14 protein-coding genes and 1 pseudogene are annotated in these 15,062 nt (G+C 45.2%); 1 reads left to right on the top strand and 14 read right to left on the bottom strand.

All coding sequences use genetic code 11. The features are described 5' to 3' along the window. Positions 1–9: 9 nt before the first annotated feature. The 6 genes and pseudogenes from BS614_RS17830 to BS614_RS17810 form a co-directional block, all read right to left on the bottom strand. Positions 10–1,317, bottom strand: coding sequence for an aminotransferase class III-fold pyridoxal phosphate-dependent enzyme (locus BS614_RS17830; RefSeq protein WP_074094948.1), 1,308 nt, complete (start codon positions 1,315–1,317; stop codon positions 10–12). A gap of 37 nt (positions 1,318–1,354) precedes the next feature. After that, positions 1,355–2,509, bottom strand: coding sequence for a glycosyltransferase family 2 protein (locus BS614_RS17825; protein WP_074094947.1), 1,155 nt, complete (start codon positions 2,507–2,509; stop codon positions 1,355–1,357). Positions 2,510–2,861: 352 nt separating this feature from the next. Further along, complete coding sequence (locus tag BS614_RS17820) at positions 2,862–3,428, bottom strand: TetR/AcrR family transcriptional regulator (RefSeq protein ID WP_036608234.1); 567 nt, start codon at positions 3,426–3,428, stop codon at positions 2,862–2,864. A gap of 150 nt (positions 3,429–3,578) precedes the next feature. Continuing rightward, positions 3,579–5,057, bottom strand: a pseudogene (gene abc-f / locus BS614_RS17815) (ribosomal protection-like ABC-F family protein). A 144-nt stretch (positions 5,058–5,201) separates the two neighbouring features. Next, complete coding sequence (locus BS614_RS32400; RefSeq protein ID WP_280523074.1) at positions 5,202–5,330, bottom strand: hypothetical protein; 129 nt, start codon at positions 5,328–5,330, stop codon at positions 5,202–5,204. A gap of 109 nt (positions 5,331–5,439) precedes the next feature. Then, positions 5,440–6,279 carry a MerR family transcriptional regulator gene (locus BS614_RS17810; RefSeq protein ID WP_074094946.1) on the bottom strand — a complete coding sequence of 280 codons (840 nt, stop codon included), beginning with the start codon at positions 6,277–6,279 and terminating at the stop codon, positions 5,440–5,442. Positions 6,280–6,418: 139 nt separating this feature from the next. Here BS614_RS17810 and BS614_RS17805 point away from each other — a divergent pair, with 139 nt between their 5' ends. Beyond that, positions 6,419–7,924, top strand: a complete 1,506-nt coding sequence (locus BS614_RS17805) for an MFS transporter (protein WP_074094945.1) — start codon at positions 6,419–6,421, stop codon at positions 7,922–7,924. A gap of 195 nt (positions 7,925–8,119) precedes the next feature. On the opposite strand, the gene BS614_RS17800 is transcribed toward BS614_RS17805, so the two are convergent. The 8 genes from BS614_RS17800 to BS614_RS17765 all read right to left on the bottom strand — a co-directional run bounded on the left by BS614_RS17800 (position 8,120) and on the right by BS614_RS17765 (position 15,042). After that, complete coding sequence (locus tag BS614_RS17800; protein ID WP_074094944.1) at positions 8,120–8,503, bottom strand: hypothetical protein; 384 nt, start codon at positions 8,501–8,503, stop codon at positions 8,120–8,122. A 138-nt stretch (positions 8,504–8,641) separates the two neighbouring features. Continuing rightward, entirely contained in the window at positions 8,642–9,247 is a 606-nt protein-coding gene (locus BS614_RS17795; protein WP_036608249.1) for a pentapeptide repeat-containing protein, read from the bottom strand. A 250-nt stretch (positions 9,248–9,497) separates the two neighbouring features. Further along, positions 9,498–10,106, bottom strand: a complete 609-nt coding sequence (locus BS614_RS17790) for a GNAT family N-acetyltransferase (RefSeq protein WP_074094943.1) — start codon at positions 10,104–10,106, stop codon at positions 9,498–9,500. A gap of 32 nt (positions 10,107–10,138) precedes the next feature. After that, entirely contained in the window at positions 10,139–10,501 is a 363-nt protein-coding gene (locus tag BS614_RS17785; protein ID WP_074094942.1) for an Asp23/Gls24 family envelope stress response protein, read from the bottom strand. A 164-nt stretch (positions 10,502–10,665) separates the two neighbouring features. Next, complete coding sequence (locus tag BS614_RS17780; protein WP_074094941.1) at positions 10,666–11,142, bottom strand: hypothetical protein; 477 nt, start codon at positions 11,140–11,142, stop codon at positions 10,666–10,668. After that, positions 11,139–13,157 carry a S9 family peptidase gene (locus BS614_RS17775; protein WP_074094940.1) on the bottom strand — a complete coding sequence of 673 codons (2,019 nt, stop codon included), beginning with the start codon at positions 13,155–13,157 and terminating at the stop codon, positions 11,139–11,141. The genes BS614_RS17780 and BS614_RS17775 overlap by 4 nt, the downstream gene beginning before the upstream one ends. Before the next feature lie 21 nt (positions 13,158–13,178). After that, complete coding sequence (locus BS614_RS17770) at positions 13,179–14,108, bottom strand: ABC transporter permease (RefSeq protein WP_157116116.1); 930 nt, start codon at positions 14,106–14,108, stop codon at positions 13,179–13,181. Between the two features lie 16 nt (positions 14,109–14,124). Next, positions 14,125–15,042 (bottom strand): ABC transporter permease, encoded by a 918-nt coding sequence (locus tag BS614_RS17765; protein ID WP_017688654.1) that lies wholly within the window; start codon positions 15,040–15,042, stop codon positions 14,125–14,127. Between the last annotated feature and the right edge of the window lie 20 nt (positions 15,043–15,062).

Genomic DNA, 15,062 nt, shown 5'->3' with positions numbered 1-15,062 from the left:
ATCTATGGATTAAGCTTCAAACGTTTTCGAAAATTGCATCGCATGAAGATGTTCCTGCTTCTGAATCTCTTTCCAGTCTGACAGGATCTGTAACAGCCCTTCCTCGACCCACAGTAATTCTTCCCGTGTATGGGCATCAGAGAAAATAAAGTATCCTTTGGTGAAAATACCGAAGTGAGCCATTCTCTTCACCATGAACTCGCGGAAAGGATCGGTTTGGAAGTTATCTTCAGCCAAGGATTGAATGCAGAAGCTTGCATACGTCCCTCTCACTTCCAATTGATCCGTCAATCCGAGTAACACAAGTTCAGATTCCAGACGATCCATGATCCGGGTTGCCGGATCACGCCAAGTCGGCCATACTTTCGCATTTTTCATTAATCGTTCACAGGCAATGGCTGCCGCGAGCGCTGTCGTTTCACTGGAATGGGCATTACTGAATCTGACCTGTCCTGACAAAGACATTAAGTGCTCAGGCCCCATAACCGCTGCGAGCGGTAAACCGTTGGCCATACCTTTAGAGATACAGAGCAGATCAGGCCAGATGTCATATTCTCCTGCTGTAGCCTGCTTGCCCATTCGAATACCGGAAGTTACCTCATCGAATATGATAATGATGTCCAGAGACCGACATAGGTTTACGGCTTGCTCCAGCGCGTCCTTTTTCCACTCGTTGGGGCACAGAACAATACATGCGATATCCTCGGGAGATGCGGTAATCTGGGCCTCAATTCGCTCCGTAGTAGGCTTGTTGATCCAGATCGTTGAACGCTCGATATCCACCGGGATGCCACGTTCTTTCGTCTGGCCACCATAATAACCGTAGGCAGACCAGTCGTGCCACCCATGATACGCTGTTGCAATAACCTTGCTTTTGCCACTAGCGGCACGGGCCAGACGCACGGCCCCACTCACTGCATCGGCACCACTCTTGGTGAAGCGCAGCGATGGATAACGCCCCTCGAACCGCTCCAGAATCAACTCGGCACATTCAAGCTCGATGTCGGCAGGTAAAGAAAAGCTTGTCCCTTTTTTCAACTGGTGAATGACGGTTAATTGGACTTCATGTCTGGCATGGCCCCATGGCGCCGTACCCATGGCCATTTCGCAATCCAGCCATTCATTCCCGTCGATATCTGTAAATCGGGAGTTATAAGCCTCTGCACAACATACGGGTGTATGGCCCGGAAATAAACGTTCAGGTGCTTTGGCTAAAGTGCTGCATCCGCCCGGAATTACCTTTTCGACTTGTTCCAACCACTCCAGATTACGGGTAAACCGTACGGCACGATCGAGCGTGCTCTCTTTTTCTTTCACCTTAAGTACCTCCCTGTTTATTTTCGTTGTGAGTGTATTACCGAACTTTGGTTCCAGGCCAGCATCCATCGTATATGCGATCCATTGTGATCACATTGCCATACAGATCAATGATCAGATCCTTGGCTCGATGAGCATGTCTCATCTCAATCCAGTAGCGGTTCTCCAGCAAACGGGCGAAATTGTCCACCAAAAACAGTAACCGGTTCTCACTATGAATCAATTCCTTGCCCAGTACCTGTGGCAGCCAGATGGCCCCGTTGGAATTAAAGCGGTTTGAATAGTCCCGTACTTCGGCTACATTTGCAAATTCGGCTTCCTCCAGCTTGGTCCAGAATGTATCGGCATCACTTCGAACCTCGGCAAGGTCAATGCCGACAATCGGCAGTTGCTGGTTTTCCTCTTGGCTTTCCAGTTGTGCTTTCAGATGACTGAAAACGAAGGGCCACACATCAGCCTCGATTTGACCGCCCCACTTTTTCCAGAATCGTGCCAGATTGTTCTTCCGGTTGAAGTTGCGGTGAATGCCGCTGCTGCGTTCCCAGTGATATGCTTGAATATTCGGATTAATGACTGTATCGTATCCGGCAGCTCGTGCCCGCATCTGATAATCAAAGTCCTCGTATCCGTTAAAGAATTTCTCATCGAGGTTGCCGATGGTCTCATACACCTCCCGCTTCATGCCAAACATGGCAAACACCACCAGTTGAACAGAGAAGGTTTCTTTTGGGATATCATCAGGAGATGCGTTCAGGAACAGGTGTCGGCCGATGGTGTCCGCAAAAGCAATGCCGCAATGCTGCACGCCTCCTGTTTGCGGATACAACAGAACCCCTCCAATCATGCCAATCGTAATATCGCTATCCAGTGTCTCTTTCATCATCGGTTGCCAGTTCGGTTGAAGAATGGTGTCAGAATCCAGGAAGAAAATGTACTCTCCCTTGGCAAGACTCAGTGCGCTATTAATCGACACGGCGCAACCGAGTGGAAAATCATGCTGAAGAATCTCGATGGTCACACCTTCTCTTACTTCTTGCTTCAGTTTATCCAGATGTTGAAAGACTGCTGAGCCGGAACCATCGTTGATGAAAATAATCTGAGTGGATGGACTTACCGTCCGGAGTAGCGAATCTGTGAACAGGTTCAAAATGTTATAGTCCTGGTTGACTGGCACAATAATGGTGTAAAGCATGGAATCCCTCCTGATTTGGGTTGATGGAATGAGTACATAAGCTGACTTTGAACTGCACAATTGCTGGTGCTTCTGTCCGGCCCCCTTGCTTGAATATTTTGTCTTTATTTGGTAATGATTTGAATCTACTAGAAATTTATATCATTTTTTGTAAACTGGAAATCTTAAATTCTGAACTCTGTTAATATTTGAATATGTGAGAAAATCAAGTTTTTGCAGCTTGCGCACTGAGAAACGCTGTTGTGAACGCAAAAAAACACCCTCAAAGAGTCTGTGTATCTAACGATACAGTCGACTTTTTTGGGGTGCTTTCGTATTTAAATCTATTGTTTTTCGTTGGATAGGCCCTGACCTAACGCTGCTTAAATCCATGATAAAACGTATCCACCACAAGCGCGGGGGCTGCTTTTCTCGCGATATGACCACTTACAACCTGCTGCCACGTCAGGAACATGATGGAATACAGCACATCGACAATCCAGGTTTTATCGAGATCGGAGCGGAAATAACCTTTCTGTTGTAACAGACCGACCGCATGCAATACAGGTTCTCTCAGTTTCAGATCTGCTCCCTCAATCTCGGGATTATAGTTAATGGTGGTGTCATGAGCCAAAAAATAAATTTTGTCGCCTAATGGAATCAGCGCTTCAATCAGTTCGGGTATGTACTTTTCACAATGCTCCTCATCCAGTTGGATTTCTTTCATGGTCTCACTGACCACCTCGATTGCGCGTAATCCCAGATAGACCATAAGCTGTTCACGACTTTCCACATATCGATGTAACGTAGCGATCCCGATTTTTGCAGATTCTGCAATCTCATTCATGGAAGCATTCGGTTTTTCAATCAGCAACTTGGTGGCCTCGTCCAAAATGGAATGAAGCCTGGTTTGTTTGATTGTAGTCATTTCTTTTTTCATTGTATTACACCTCTTGGCGAATTAGTCTACAATTGATCTAGTCATCCATCAAATGATTGAATGAGATTATAAAATTATAGCATACTTCCTCACGAGTAATACTAAAAGCCGCCATTTGGCGGCTCTTAACATCGTTATTTTTCCCGTTACTTACAGTTCGATGATTCTCGTTGCAATATTTGTACAAAATTCACGATCATGCTCTACAAAAAGCAGGGTTGGCGAGTATTCCAGCAATAAGTCTTCAATCTGCATACGTGAAATGACATCTACAAAGTTGAGTGGTTCATCTCAAATATGCAGATGAGCTTTCTCACTAAGACTTTTAGCAATGAGCACTTTCTTTTTTTGACCTGCGCTAAACGTTGAGATATCTTTCTCCAATTGCAGTCTGGAAAAATCCAACTTTCGAAGTATCGATTTAAACAGGCTTTCATCAATCCCCTGTGTGGCCGCATACTCAGATAAATGCCCTCCGAGATCAGACGTGTCCTGCGACACATACGAGATTTTAAGCTGATGATCCTTACGGAAAAGACCTGTATAAGGGATATCTTCACCACAGATCAGTTTAAGAATGCTTGATTTGCCAGATCCATTTTTACCGTACAGGGCAATACGATCCCCTTGTTCAACCGTGATACTGACATCCTTACACACCGTATTGGAGCCGTATGAGATCGATACATGTTCCAATTCGACAAGTTCCTGCTTGTGAAAATCCAGCTGATGAATCTGTAAACGTTCTGCACTCTCGATATTTTTGAGAAGTTTGGATTTCTCTTGAATCGCAGATTGCTGCCTTTGTTCGATATTTTTGGAACGTTTCATCATTTTGGCAGCCTTGTGCCCAATATATCCTTTATCCACCTTGGAGCCGGAATTTCTCGTACCATTTTTGGTTTTTTCAACTTCATGCGACCATCCACCGGTCCGTTTGGCTGAATCGGATAAACGCTTGATATCCTTTATTAATTTCTCATTACTCGCAAGTTCAAACTGATCTTGCCTTCTTTTATTTTCCCACCAAGCGGAGAAATTGCCTTTCTGAATCTCTATGTTACTTCTATTGATGGAAAGGATATGGTCTACACTTTGATCCAGAAAGGATCGATCATGAGACACCAAAATAAATCCACTCTTGCTGCGGAGATAATCACCTACGATTTGTCTTGCATGAAGATCAAGATGATTGGTAGGTTCATCAATGAGCAGAAACCGATTATCCTTCAGGAACAAGGCAGCCAGCATCACCTTTGTTTGTTCTCCGTTGGATAACGTATCGAAAGGCCGATACAGCACATCTTCCGACACCTTCAACAGGTTAAACTCGCGCACAACTTGCCAGTGCAGATATTCAGGGTGAATCTCGCCGATGACATCGACGGTCATGGCTCCCTTATTCTCTACCTGGTACGGAAAGTATTCAAAGCTAACATTCGCAGAGATATGTCCGCTGTATTCATATTTGCCAAGCAACAGATTGAGGAATGTCGTTTTGCCTCTGCCGTTCCTTCCGGTAAAACCCAATTTCCAATCGGAGTCCAACTGAAAACTAACATTTTCAAATATATTATCGTAACTGCCTTCATAAGCAAAGGTCAGGTTGGTAACGTTGATTAAAGACATGCATATCATCCTTTTTATGTGAAATATAAAAGTAAACTGACGGGATTTCACCATCGAACATGGCATGGATTCCCTCACTTTAATATTTGAACATAATCAGAATTTAGATTCGCTTATACAATAAAGAACCTGGCGATAAATCATTTAGCGCCGAGTAGATCTATGCATAGGAGGACAAAGTGCCGGATTCTGATTAGTCATATTGTGAACCATGCCACTGTTCATGTTCGTTGACAGGTCCACATAAACATCCACAACCTCTAATTCCGTCATGACTCCATACCCCCTTTGAAAACTCACAATTTATTACAGAAAACTTAACATGGAATACGACATGGGTCAAGACAGTGTAGCCTCGATCTCATCTTCCATCCCCGTACCGTTAAACCATTGTGTTTTCTGGCTTACACACCTCTACGTAAATTTTGATGATGTACTCATCGGGGTTACTTTCTGCAAAATAAGTGAGCAGGTCCAGTGCATACACATGTCCACAGACTTGCAGTCCCTCTTTTTCTATCTCCTCTTTCATGAGGGAATACGTCTCCGGCATGCTTTCGTATGAACCTCGATGATTCATGACGGCATACATCCCTTTTGGCTTAATCCATATCGTTTCCCCTGGAATGGGAGCTTTTATTTTGTTGCCAAAGTAATCCGGATAGTATTCTCCTGCCTCATAGTGCTCCTGACGTAAGATCGTCCATACCGGAAATTCATAGTCGATCATCTGTTCATCACAATGGGTCCTGTATTCAATGAACTTACGGAAGAATTCCTTATCCCCATCCCCTTGCTCCAGTTGAACAGCAATAAAATACTCCAGCTCACATTGTTCAATATACAGACCTTCAGGAGAAGCATCCGTGGCTTGTTTCGTCATTTCAATGGCACCACTTAGCAGCTTTTGCATACGTTTGATTCGTTGTTGCTCCAACTCAAGTGCCTTTAATTTCTGTTCAAAAAGCTCAATTAACAATGGTGTATTCTGATTTTGAATAAATGACTTAATCTCTTGGAGTGAGCTTCCTGCCTTCTTCAGCACATGTATGACATCCAGCACATACGTTTGTTGCATACCATAATAGCGGTAGCCCTTGGCATTGGTAAATTCAGGCTTTAACAGCCCAATCTCGTCATAATGAAACAAGGTATGTTTGGTCACTCCGCAGATCTTGGCAAATTCACTGGTGGTAAAGTGTTGTGCGTGATGTCCAGCCATCTTAGGGCCCTCCGTGTACATATGTGGTCTAAGTTATAAAAGTATAAATGCATTATAGTGTGTAAATAAAGGTTTGACTATAGGGTTACCCGATAGTTTAGTCTAAAATTGTAAGTTATTCATATCGCCGGAGGGAAACATGTCAAAATTCAAACGTTGGATGATTCTTGTTATTGTCTCAAGTGCACTATTACTCATTGTGATGGATATGACCATCCTGTACACCGCTTTACCCAGCTTGACCCATGATCTCGGTGCATCTGCTTCGGAGAAATTATGGATTCTGAACGGTTACTCCCTTGTCATGGCGGGTCTTCTTCCTGCAATGGGAACACTCGGGGACCGTCTTGGTCATAAAAAAATATTTAACCTGGGCTTGGTCGTCTTTTCTGCTGCTTCTCTTGCTGCTGCCTTTTCTCCAGTATCGGCTATGCTAGTCATGAGCAGAATTCTTCTTGCTGTAGGTGCATCCATGATGATGCCAGCGACATTGTCGATTATCAGAGTTACGTTTACGAATGAGCGAGAACTCGCACTGGCAATCGGCATCTGGGGTTCCATTGCATCAGGCGGTGCTGGACTGGGACCGATTGTTGGTGGACTGCTTCTTCAACATTTCTGGTGGGGCTCTGTGTTTCTGATTAACCTGCCCATAGCCATTATCGCGTTTGTATTCGCCTTGAAAATGATCCCTAAACATCAAGGGGATGCCTCGAAAAAGTGGGACTTCACCAGTTCCATTCAGATCATGATTGCCATGGTCGGAATTATCTATTCCATTAAGGAATTCACAAGACGCGAAGGATCTCTCACACTCGCTATCATTGCTGCTGTTGTCGGTGTTCTGTCCCTGATCATCTTTATTCGCCGTCAGAATAACAGTACCAACCCACTGCTGGATCTGTCCTTATTCAAAATCCCAAGATTCAGTACCGGCTTTATTACCGCACTGGTTGGCTTGTTTGCACAAATGGGTGTGCAATATATGGTCACTCAGCGGCTTCAACTGGTGGAAGGCATGTCACCGCTTCAGGCTGGACTATTCACCGTATCCATACCTGTTGCAGCACTCATCGCCGGACCTGTTACGGGGGCCATTATGCACCGTGTGGATGTTGTATATATCAAAAGCTTCACTCTCTTCATCGCTGCCCTTGGCATGGGGACGTATCTGATGTATTTCAATGCTGGGTTCACCGGGCAGATTATCGGTTTGGCACTGCTTGGTGCAGGTCTTGGATCAGGCATGACCGCTGCATCACATTCCATTATGAGTTATGCCCCACCACACAAAGCGGGTATGGCCGCTTCCATTGAGGAAGTAGGTTATGAGCTGGGCGGAGCATCCGGTATTGCGATCATCGGCAGCATGTCGACCCTTTTCTACACACTCGCTATGAAGATTCCTGTGGGAATTAGTGTGCCAGCCAATGCGAAAGACAGTTTGGATGAAGCGCTTATCGCTGCCGAAAGCTTGCCTGCTGCGTCTGCTGAATCGCTCAAAAATGCCACCTTTGCTGCATTTGACCAATCCTTCTTTGTTGTCATTGCAGGTGTGACCGTATTTCTGTTCATTGCTGCTCTGATTATGAGTTGGGTTGCTGTGCGGTTGAAACGAGCCCCAAAGCACAGCGTTAAAACGTAATGAAATTCACTTCATGAAATAAAGCGAGGTATATACGAAATATGTCAAAAGAAGAGGATTAACTGCTGACTGTCGATAACTTAAACAGCTTGTTACCATTTTTAATTAAATTAACATCAAAAACCACTACCTGAGTTGTTTCAGGTAATGGTTTTTGATATGCCTGATAACCGAAGCTTACCACCATGTGGCACCTCACGGAAGGTAGGCATCCTCTACCTCAACTTTTCGTTCATTCCCCATCGCAATGTATCTTACGTTAATGACATTTCCTTTCTGAAAATGGGGAATAAGTGTGATTGGAATATAAGTCTCTACAATTGTTGGGAAGGTGCGGCCGTCAACTTGGGTTACAGTCAAATCCAATCGCACGCCAGGCCTTCCATCCCTACTGGATGATGTCTGTACAATATCATGAATTATTGCTTCTGTTGGAATTCCGTCCATCAGAATGCTCTTGCGAAGGTGATGTTTCTCTTTATTGTTACGTAACAGTTTAAATGCCATAATCGTAGTGATCGTGCCTGTTGTAAGCCCAAAGACAATAACAGCAACAAAAATAATTAATGTGACGGACATGATAACCTCCTTTTAGTTGAAACTTATGTTAACTACTTCTTGTTTAGATCTCTTTTTCCTGCCTATTCTCTCTGAATCGGAAAACCTCAAAGTCAAAAAAGCCGCCTTAAGGGCGGCTTCCTGCTGTGTATGTTCAACTCAATCTACTTTCGCACCATATGAGCGTACAAACAGAACAGCTTGTTCGCGATCCAAACGTACGCCTTTGATATCCAGTGATTTCAGATCGATGCCTTCCAGGTTAGCCCCTCTAAGATCGGCTCCTTGCAGCTTGGCTCTGCTTAATACAACTCTGGTAAGATCACAGTCTCTCAAATCCGCTTTGGTGAAATCCGTGTCCGTAAAGTCAGCCTCAAAGAAACGAATTCCTCGCAGATCCTGTTTCCCCAAACGTGTATGTCTCAGATTGGTATAGGACCAATCGCCGTGACTTAGTGTGATGCCATCCATTTGAGCACCTGAAAAGTCTGAGCCTGTCATCTTGCAGGAGCTGAATTTGGAAGCAAAGAGATTTGCACCACCGAAGGTGCAGTTTTCAAAAGCCGATTCCGTATGAATCGAACCATTCATGGAAGCCCCTTTGAAGTCACACTCGATAAAACGACAGTTACTTGTTTCGATTTCTTCCATAGAAGCGTTCATAAATGTACACTGCTTGAAAACACAACTTATGAGTTCTCCATAGCGCAGGTCACGTCCCTCAAAATGTACTGCTTCATATTCCTGATCCTTATATTGATACACTGGTTACACCCCACATTGTATATTTCTCCGTCTTTCTTCATTAAAAGAACTTTTTATACTATACCACACCCCTGTCAAGTACCTGCTTAAACACCCACAAAAGTCAAGTTACTTTTTTATGAGAAAAATCTGAAGAACTAAAAAAGGGACGCATAAAGCGCCCCTCCAGCTCACACTTTTAACTGTTCCAATGTGGGCTTATATATGAAACTCTCCAGTTAGCTGCTTGTTCTATTCCTATCAGAAAACATTACACCAGTTTTTTGGACATCCTGTACAGGGATAACGAAGGTTTATTGATTTCTCCTACTCTCTGGTATCCCAAACGCTCGTAGAGTTTAATAGCTAGTAGGTTTTCCTTTTTAACCGTAAGTGAGGATTTGGACAGACCTTGTGTTATAGCTTGCTCCTCAGCAAAATGAATGAGCTGTGTCCCTACACCAAGTCCTCTGCTTTCAGGCAACGTAGCCAATGTTCCGATGTGGTACTCGTCGTTCTCCGCTTCTTTTAATGTCACCATGGAGTAGAACTCTTTCCAGTGTTGGAGATTATACTTAATCAGGCTCCATTTCCGAAGTTCAAACAGTTTGGAGAACGTTGGCAAAGCAAGTTTGTTCATTATAGTGGTCGGAAAACACATGATCATGCCCAGCGTTTGGTTACCCATTTTAGCTTCATAAGCATATTTGTGACTGAATCGGTTCTGATTCGAACGCCATAACTTGTTAAATGTTTTTTCTATAATGCCTTTATCCTTGGTACCTGCAAGCGAATAGGCCATATATTCAAGTGCCATCTGATTTAGTTGCCCGCCGACTAATGATTGTGGACTGGCTTTTGTTATGGAAATCTTATTCATCGCTGTCACTCCTCTAGGTAGCTGAAATTGGATTAAAGCTTGGCAGCAGGTTGGTTGAATGATAACCCCTCAACGATCACATTCACCGTATCAATGGTTAATCCGGTCAGCTGTTCCACATGTAATCTCACATTGTTTTGCAATTCCCTGCAGACTTCATGCACTTTTGTTCCATAACAAACGACAATCTTTAAGTTTATCTCCAGTCTTGATTCTACCTTGCGGATATCTATGCCATTTTGCAGACTTTTCCCGCTCCACTTTTTGGTGATGCCTTCTATAAGTCCTGTCGACATGGAGGAAATCTCACTGGTAGTATTTGCGATCTTGCCGACAATTTTGGAGATCACATCATCCGATATTTGAATTTTTCCAAAAACATTTGAAATGGACATCCTAGGTCCCCCTCTTTATACCTGCATTTTTTGATAGATAATAATATCATTTAATATAAATATAAATCATGAAGAGGCCGATTTCAACTTTTGAATTCAGTCATCCTCATTTCTACCTGTACATAGCAAAAAAACCGCGATCATCGCGGCTTCTTCTAGTCATACTATGAGAACTTCAATTGAATACGGACAGGAATGTGAGAGGATGACTCGCTCTCTGTTCTGCCTTCTTCTGCTGCCTCTACTTCTTCTACTTGCACCAGCCATTGCCTACCAATCAACGATTGTAGCAGTTCAATCTCTTCTGCGGTCAGACAAATATGCTTCAGAGACAACTCATCTTGAACGTAATCCCGATCCACCTCACGGTCAAACCGGAAATCGAGCAATCGTTTCAACCCGTTAATATGCAAAAACTTGAACTCATAACCTTGACGTATCGCCTTTTCCCAATCGTCTCCGATATCAGCTGCTGTCTGTAGTCTTTCATCAAAATCCATCGCGGATTCCTTAACCAGAGGCAACAAACGGGAATAGTCTCGACGTTGTAAACAATCAATAATCACTTCTTTTGGTTCCCCACTTGTCAGAACATTCTCTACAAGAAGCCCTACAGGAATGGACAGCTGAGTTCGATTCATTGCTCGCCCTCCTCATTCCCGAGGTACTGATTGAACCAGGCATTCACCTGTTCGAAGCTATCGATACGTAATGAAGGTTTACCGCTTTTCAGCAAACTGTGGTTGGAGCCCGGATAACGAATCAGTTTGGTCTTTTTGCCGTAACGTTTTAGCGTAGTATATAATTCCTCCGCTTGTGCAATTGGTGTCCGATAGTCCTGCTCTCCGTGCATGATCAGAAGTGGCGTCTCAATGTGATGTGCATGAGCTAGTGGTGAGCGGGACCACAGGAATTCGGCGTTTTCGGCCGGATTACCACCGATGACTCCCTCAACATAAGAAATTCCGATATCACTCGTTCCATACATGGACAACCAGTTGGAGATGCATCGCTGAGTTACAGCCGCCTTGAATCGGTGGGTATGCGCTACAATCCAGTTGGTCATCACTCCTCCATAACTGCCACCTGCCACACCCAGACGTGAAGCATCAAGGAAATCGTATGTAGCCAGGGCATAATCAACAGCTTCCATCAGATCCCGGTAATCACCTCCGGCAAAGTCACCACGACAAGCTCTGGCAAACTCCTGACCGTATCCCATACTTCCGCGAGGATTGATCCACAGCACAGCGTAACCTTGCGCAACAAGTGTCTGCATCTCATGACTATATGTTCCCGTATACATTGCGTGGGGTCCACCATGAATCTGCAAAATCAGTGGCAGTTTCCCATTGGTGTCACGTATTGCCGGTGTGGCTAACCAACCTTGAAGCGGCCATCCATCGGAAGACTTAAACTCTACACGTAGAGGCACATTAACAGCTAATTCAGCCAAGAATTCATCATTTCTGCGGGTGAGTCTGAACATTTCACCACTGTCGATATCCACGCGATATAACTCTCCAGGGTGTTCATCCGTCAACGCAGCGATAACCAGCGACGTACCATCTGACGTTAAGGTATACTGATACACATCCTTTTCACCAGCGCCCGTAACGGATTGACACGCCCCATCTTCTTGAATACGGTACACGTCCACATTCCCGTTATGTGTTCCGAGAACATATACACTGCGTTCCGGATGATGGGCATCCGAGATAGGAGAAGGTGACGCACCTGCCGACTTCATATCTCCAAGCGCCGCATTACCAATCTGCATATCTAATTGAGGTGCGATTGGCCTGGGTATACCTCGATGAACGGGAACAGCGTATAAGCTGTTGTGGCTCCCGCTTCCATACTCACGATCACTGGCGATCAGGATCAGCTGCTGCCCGTCGGACGAATAGGAGAATTGGCTAATCGCCAGACTGGAATCCGTCATTTTGAACAGATCACTCTCTCCCAATCGAACGCTGTATATATCCGTAAAGTACAGCAGATCCGCATCAAGTTCCTCATCCTCTACTTGCTTCGAAATGAAAGAAAGCTGCTGACTATCTGGCGACCACGCCGGAGCACTGATATTCCATAGCCCGGAAGTCACCTGCGTGATTTCCCCGCTTTTGATCTCATATACAAACAACTGGCTGTATTGACCGTCCCACCAGCCAGCCCCTTCCGCCTTCGGCGTTGTACGCTCGAAGACTTTACCTCGCAGCACAGGTGCTGGCTCCTGTTGGACGTCTGCTTTCTTCTGTTGGTCCTCCGGTTGTACTTTGCTGGTAAACGCAATGTACTGCCCGTTCGGTGACCAGATATAACTCAATATTTTACGTGCGGGAGATATCAGCATGACCGGCTCTTTTTGATCCGAATGGAGCGTCCATAGTCCTTTGCCACCATCCACTGAGCGAATGAATGTGAGCTGTGTGCCATCCGGCGACCAAGCAGGTGAGGAATCTTTTGTTCCATCCGAAAGTGCAATATCTTCATCACCATCGAGCGAAATCCCTCGAATTTGCGTGTTATATTCGTTTTTATCCTGATCTATGGTCTGTTCCACATAAGCCACTCGTCCGTTCGGACTGATCACCGGCTGACTAATCCAACGATATTGACTCAGATCCTCCGGCATAATTGGTCTTTGATTCATAATGATGGCTCCCTTCTCCGTTTATTTATGGGTTGTCTCCGTACGTGGATCAAGCACATCACGCAGCCAATCTCCAAGGAAAATAACACCGAGTACGGTAAATGTAATGGCTAGTCCCGGGAATGTAGCGACCCACCAGCTTGTTGCAACGTATTGTCTGCCATCACTGAGCATCCCTCCCCAGGATACATCAGGTGGTTTGATACCTAGACCCAGGAAACTGAGTGAAGCTTCCATAATAATCGTTGTGCCGACATTCATACCGCAGATGACGATAAAGGATGAAAGGATATTCGGCAGAATGTGTTTCAGAATCAATCTTCCATTCTTCGCGCCAATCGATCTGGCCGCATGAACAAAATCCCGCTGTTTAATACTAAGAACCTCACTTCTTACCACACGGGTGAATGGAACCCAGTTCGTCACCCCGATGACAAAGATCAACGTTGTAATACCCGGGCCAACAATCGCCATCACAACAAGCATGAACAGAATGGTTGGAATCGCCATGAATGCATCACCTACACGCATGATGACAGCATCCAGCCATTTCCCATAGAATCCGGATACCAGCCCCAGAATCGCGCCAATGATTCCTGATACAATCACGGCACCCATCCCCACGATTAAGGAAACTCGGGCACCATATACAATTCGACTCCACATGTCTCTACCCAGATTATCTGTACCCAGCCAGTATTCGGCCGTTCCGCCCTCAAGCCATGCTGGTGGTTTAAGTCGGTTAAGCGGATTAACCGCTGCCGGATCATGACTCGTCAATAGAGGTGCACCTATGGCAATTAACACAACCAACAATACAAGCACAGCACCAAACATTCCGGTCTTGCTGATGATCAGTTGTTGCCAGATATAACGAAATCCCGTTGGTGCACGCCCATTGTCTTGTTCCTGTTCTGTACCCGGAATTGGCATTTCATTGCTGCCTGTCATATGATTGCACCTCCTTCTAGTCGTATTTGATGCGCGGATCGAGTAGCCTGTAAGCTACATCCGTCAAGATGTTGATTACCACAACGATAAAGGCAATGACAAACACCGCTGCCTGTACAATCGCCATATCATGTGTGTTGACTGCAACGACCAGCAACTGACCCAGTCCAGGCCAGGAGAATACCGTTTCCGTAATCAAAGTGCCCCCGATCAGACTTGTAAACTGCAAACTCATAATCGTTACGACCGGAATCAGTCCATTTCGAAACGCATGTTTCACAATGACAACCATCCGGCCAAGCCCCTTGCTACGAGCTGTTCGAATATAGTCCTGGTTGAGAATCTCCAGCATGCTGGAGCGAATCAGTCGGGTCATCTGCGCAGCCAGTCCAACGCCAAGCGTGAATGCAGGCAAGATCAGATGTGACAATCCTCCCCGACCGGATACCGGCAATACGCCCAGCATGACGGAGAACAAGAGGATAAGCATAATCCCCATCCAGAAGTTTGGCATCGCCTTACCAATGACGGATATTCCTGAAATAATGAGATCGGTAAACGTATTGCGTTTGACAGCTGAAATGACTCCAAGTGGCACAGCCATAAGTACAGCAAAAAACATGGCGGCTACCGCCAGTTCAAAGCTGGCAGGCAATCTCTCCAGCACAAGCTCTAACGCAGGCTGATTGTAGCGAAAAGATTGACCAAAGTCTCCCTGTATCGCACTGCCCAGAAACTTCACGTATTGCGTATATAAAGGCTGGTCCAAACCAAGTGCCTGCGTCAAGACAGCACGATCTTCAGCGGTAGCCGTTTCAGGCAACATTAGCGCAACCGGATCACCGGTGACTCGAACCAAAATGAACACAATTAATGAAACAATGAACAGCACCGGAATGATCTGCAGTAGTGACTTAAGTACGTATTTGCCCATTCCTTGTTCACCTCCCTTTT

Origin of the sequence: Paenibacillus xylanexedens (genome assembly GCF_001908275.1) — a bacterium.
GTDB lineage: Bacteria > Bacillota > Bacilli > Paenibacillales > Paenibacillaceae > Paenibacillus > Paenibacillus xylanexedens_A.
This window is presented reverse-complemented; position numbering and strand designations above follow the sequence as displayed.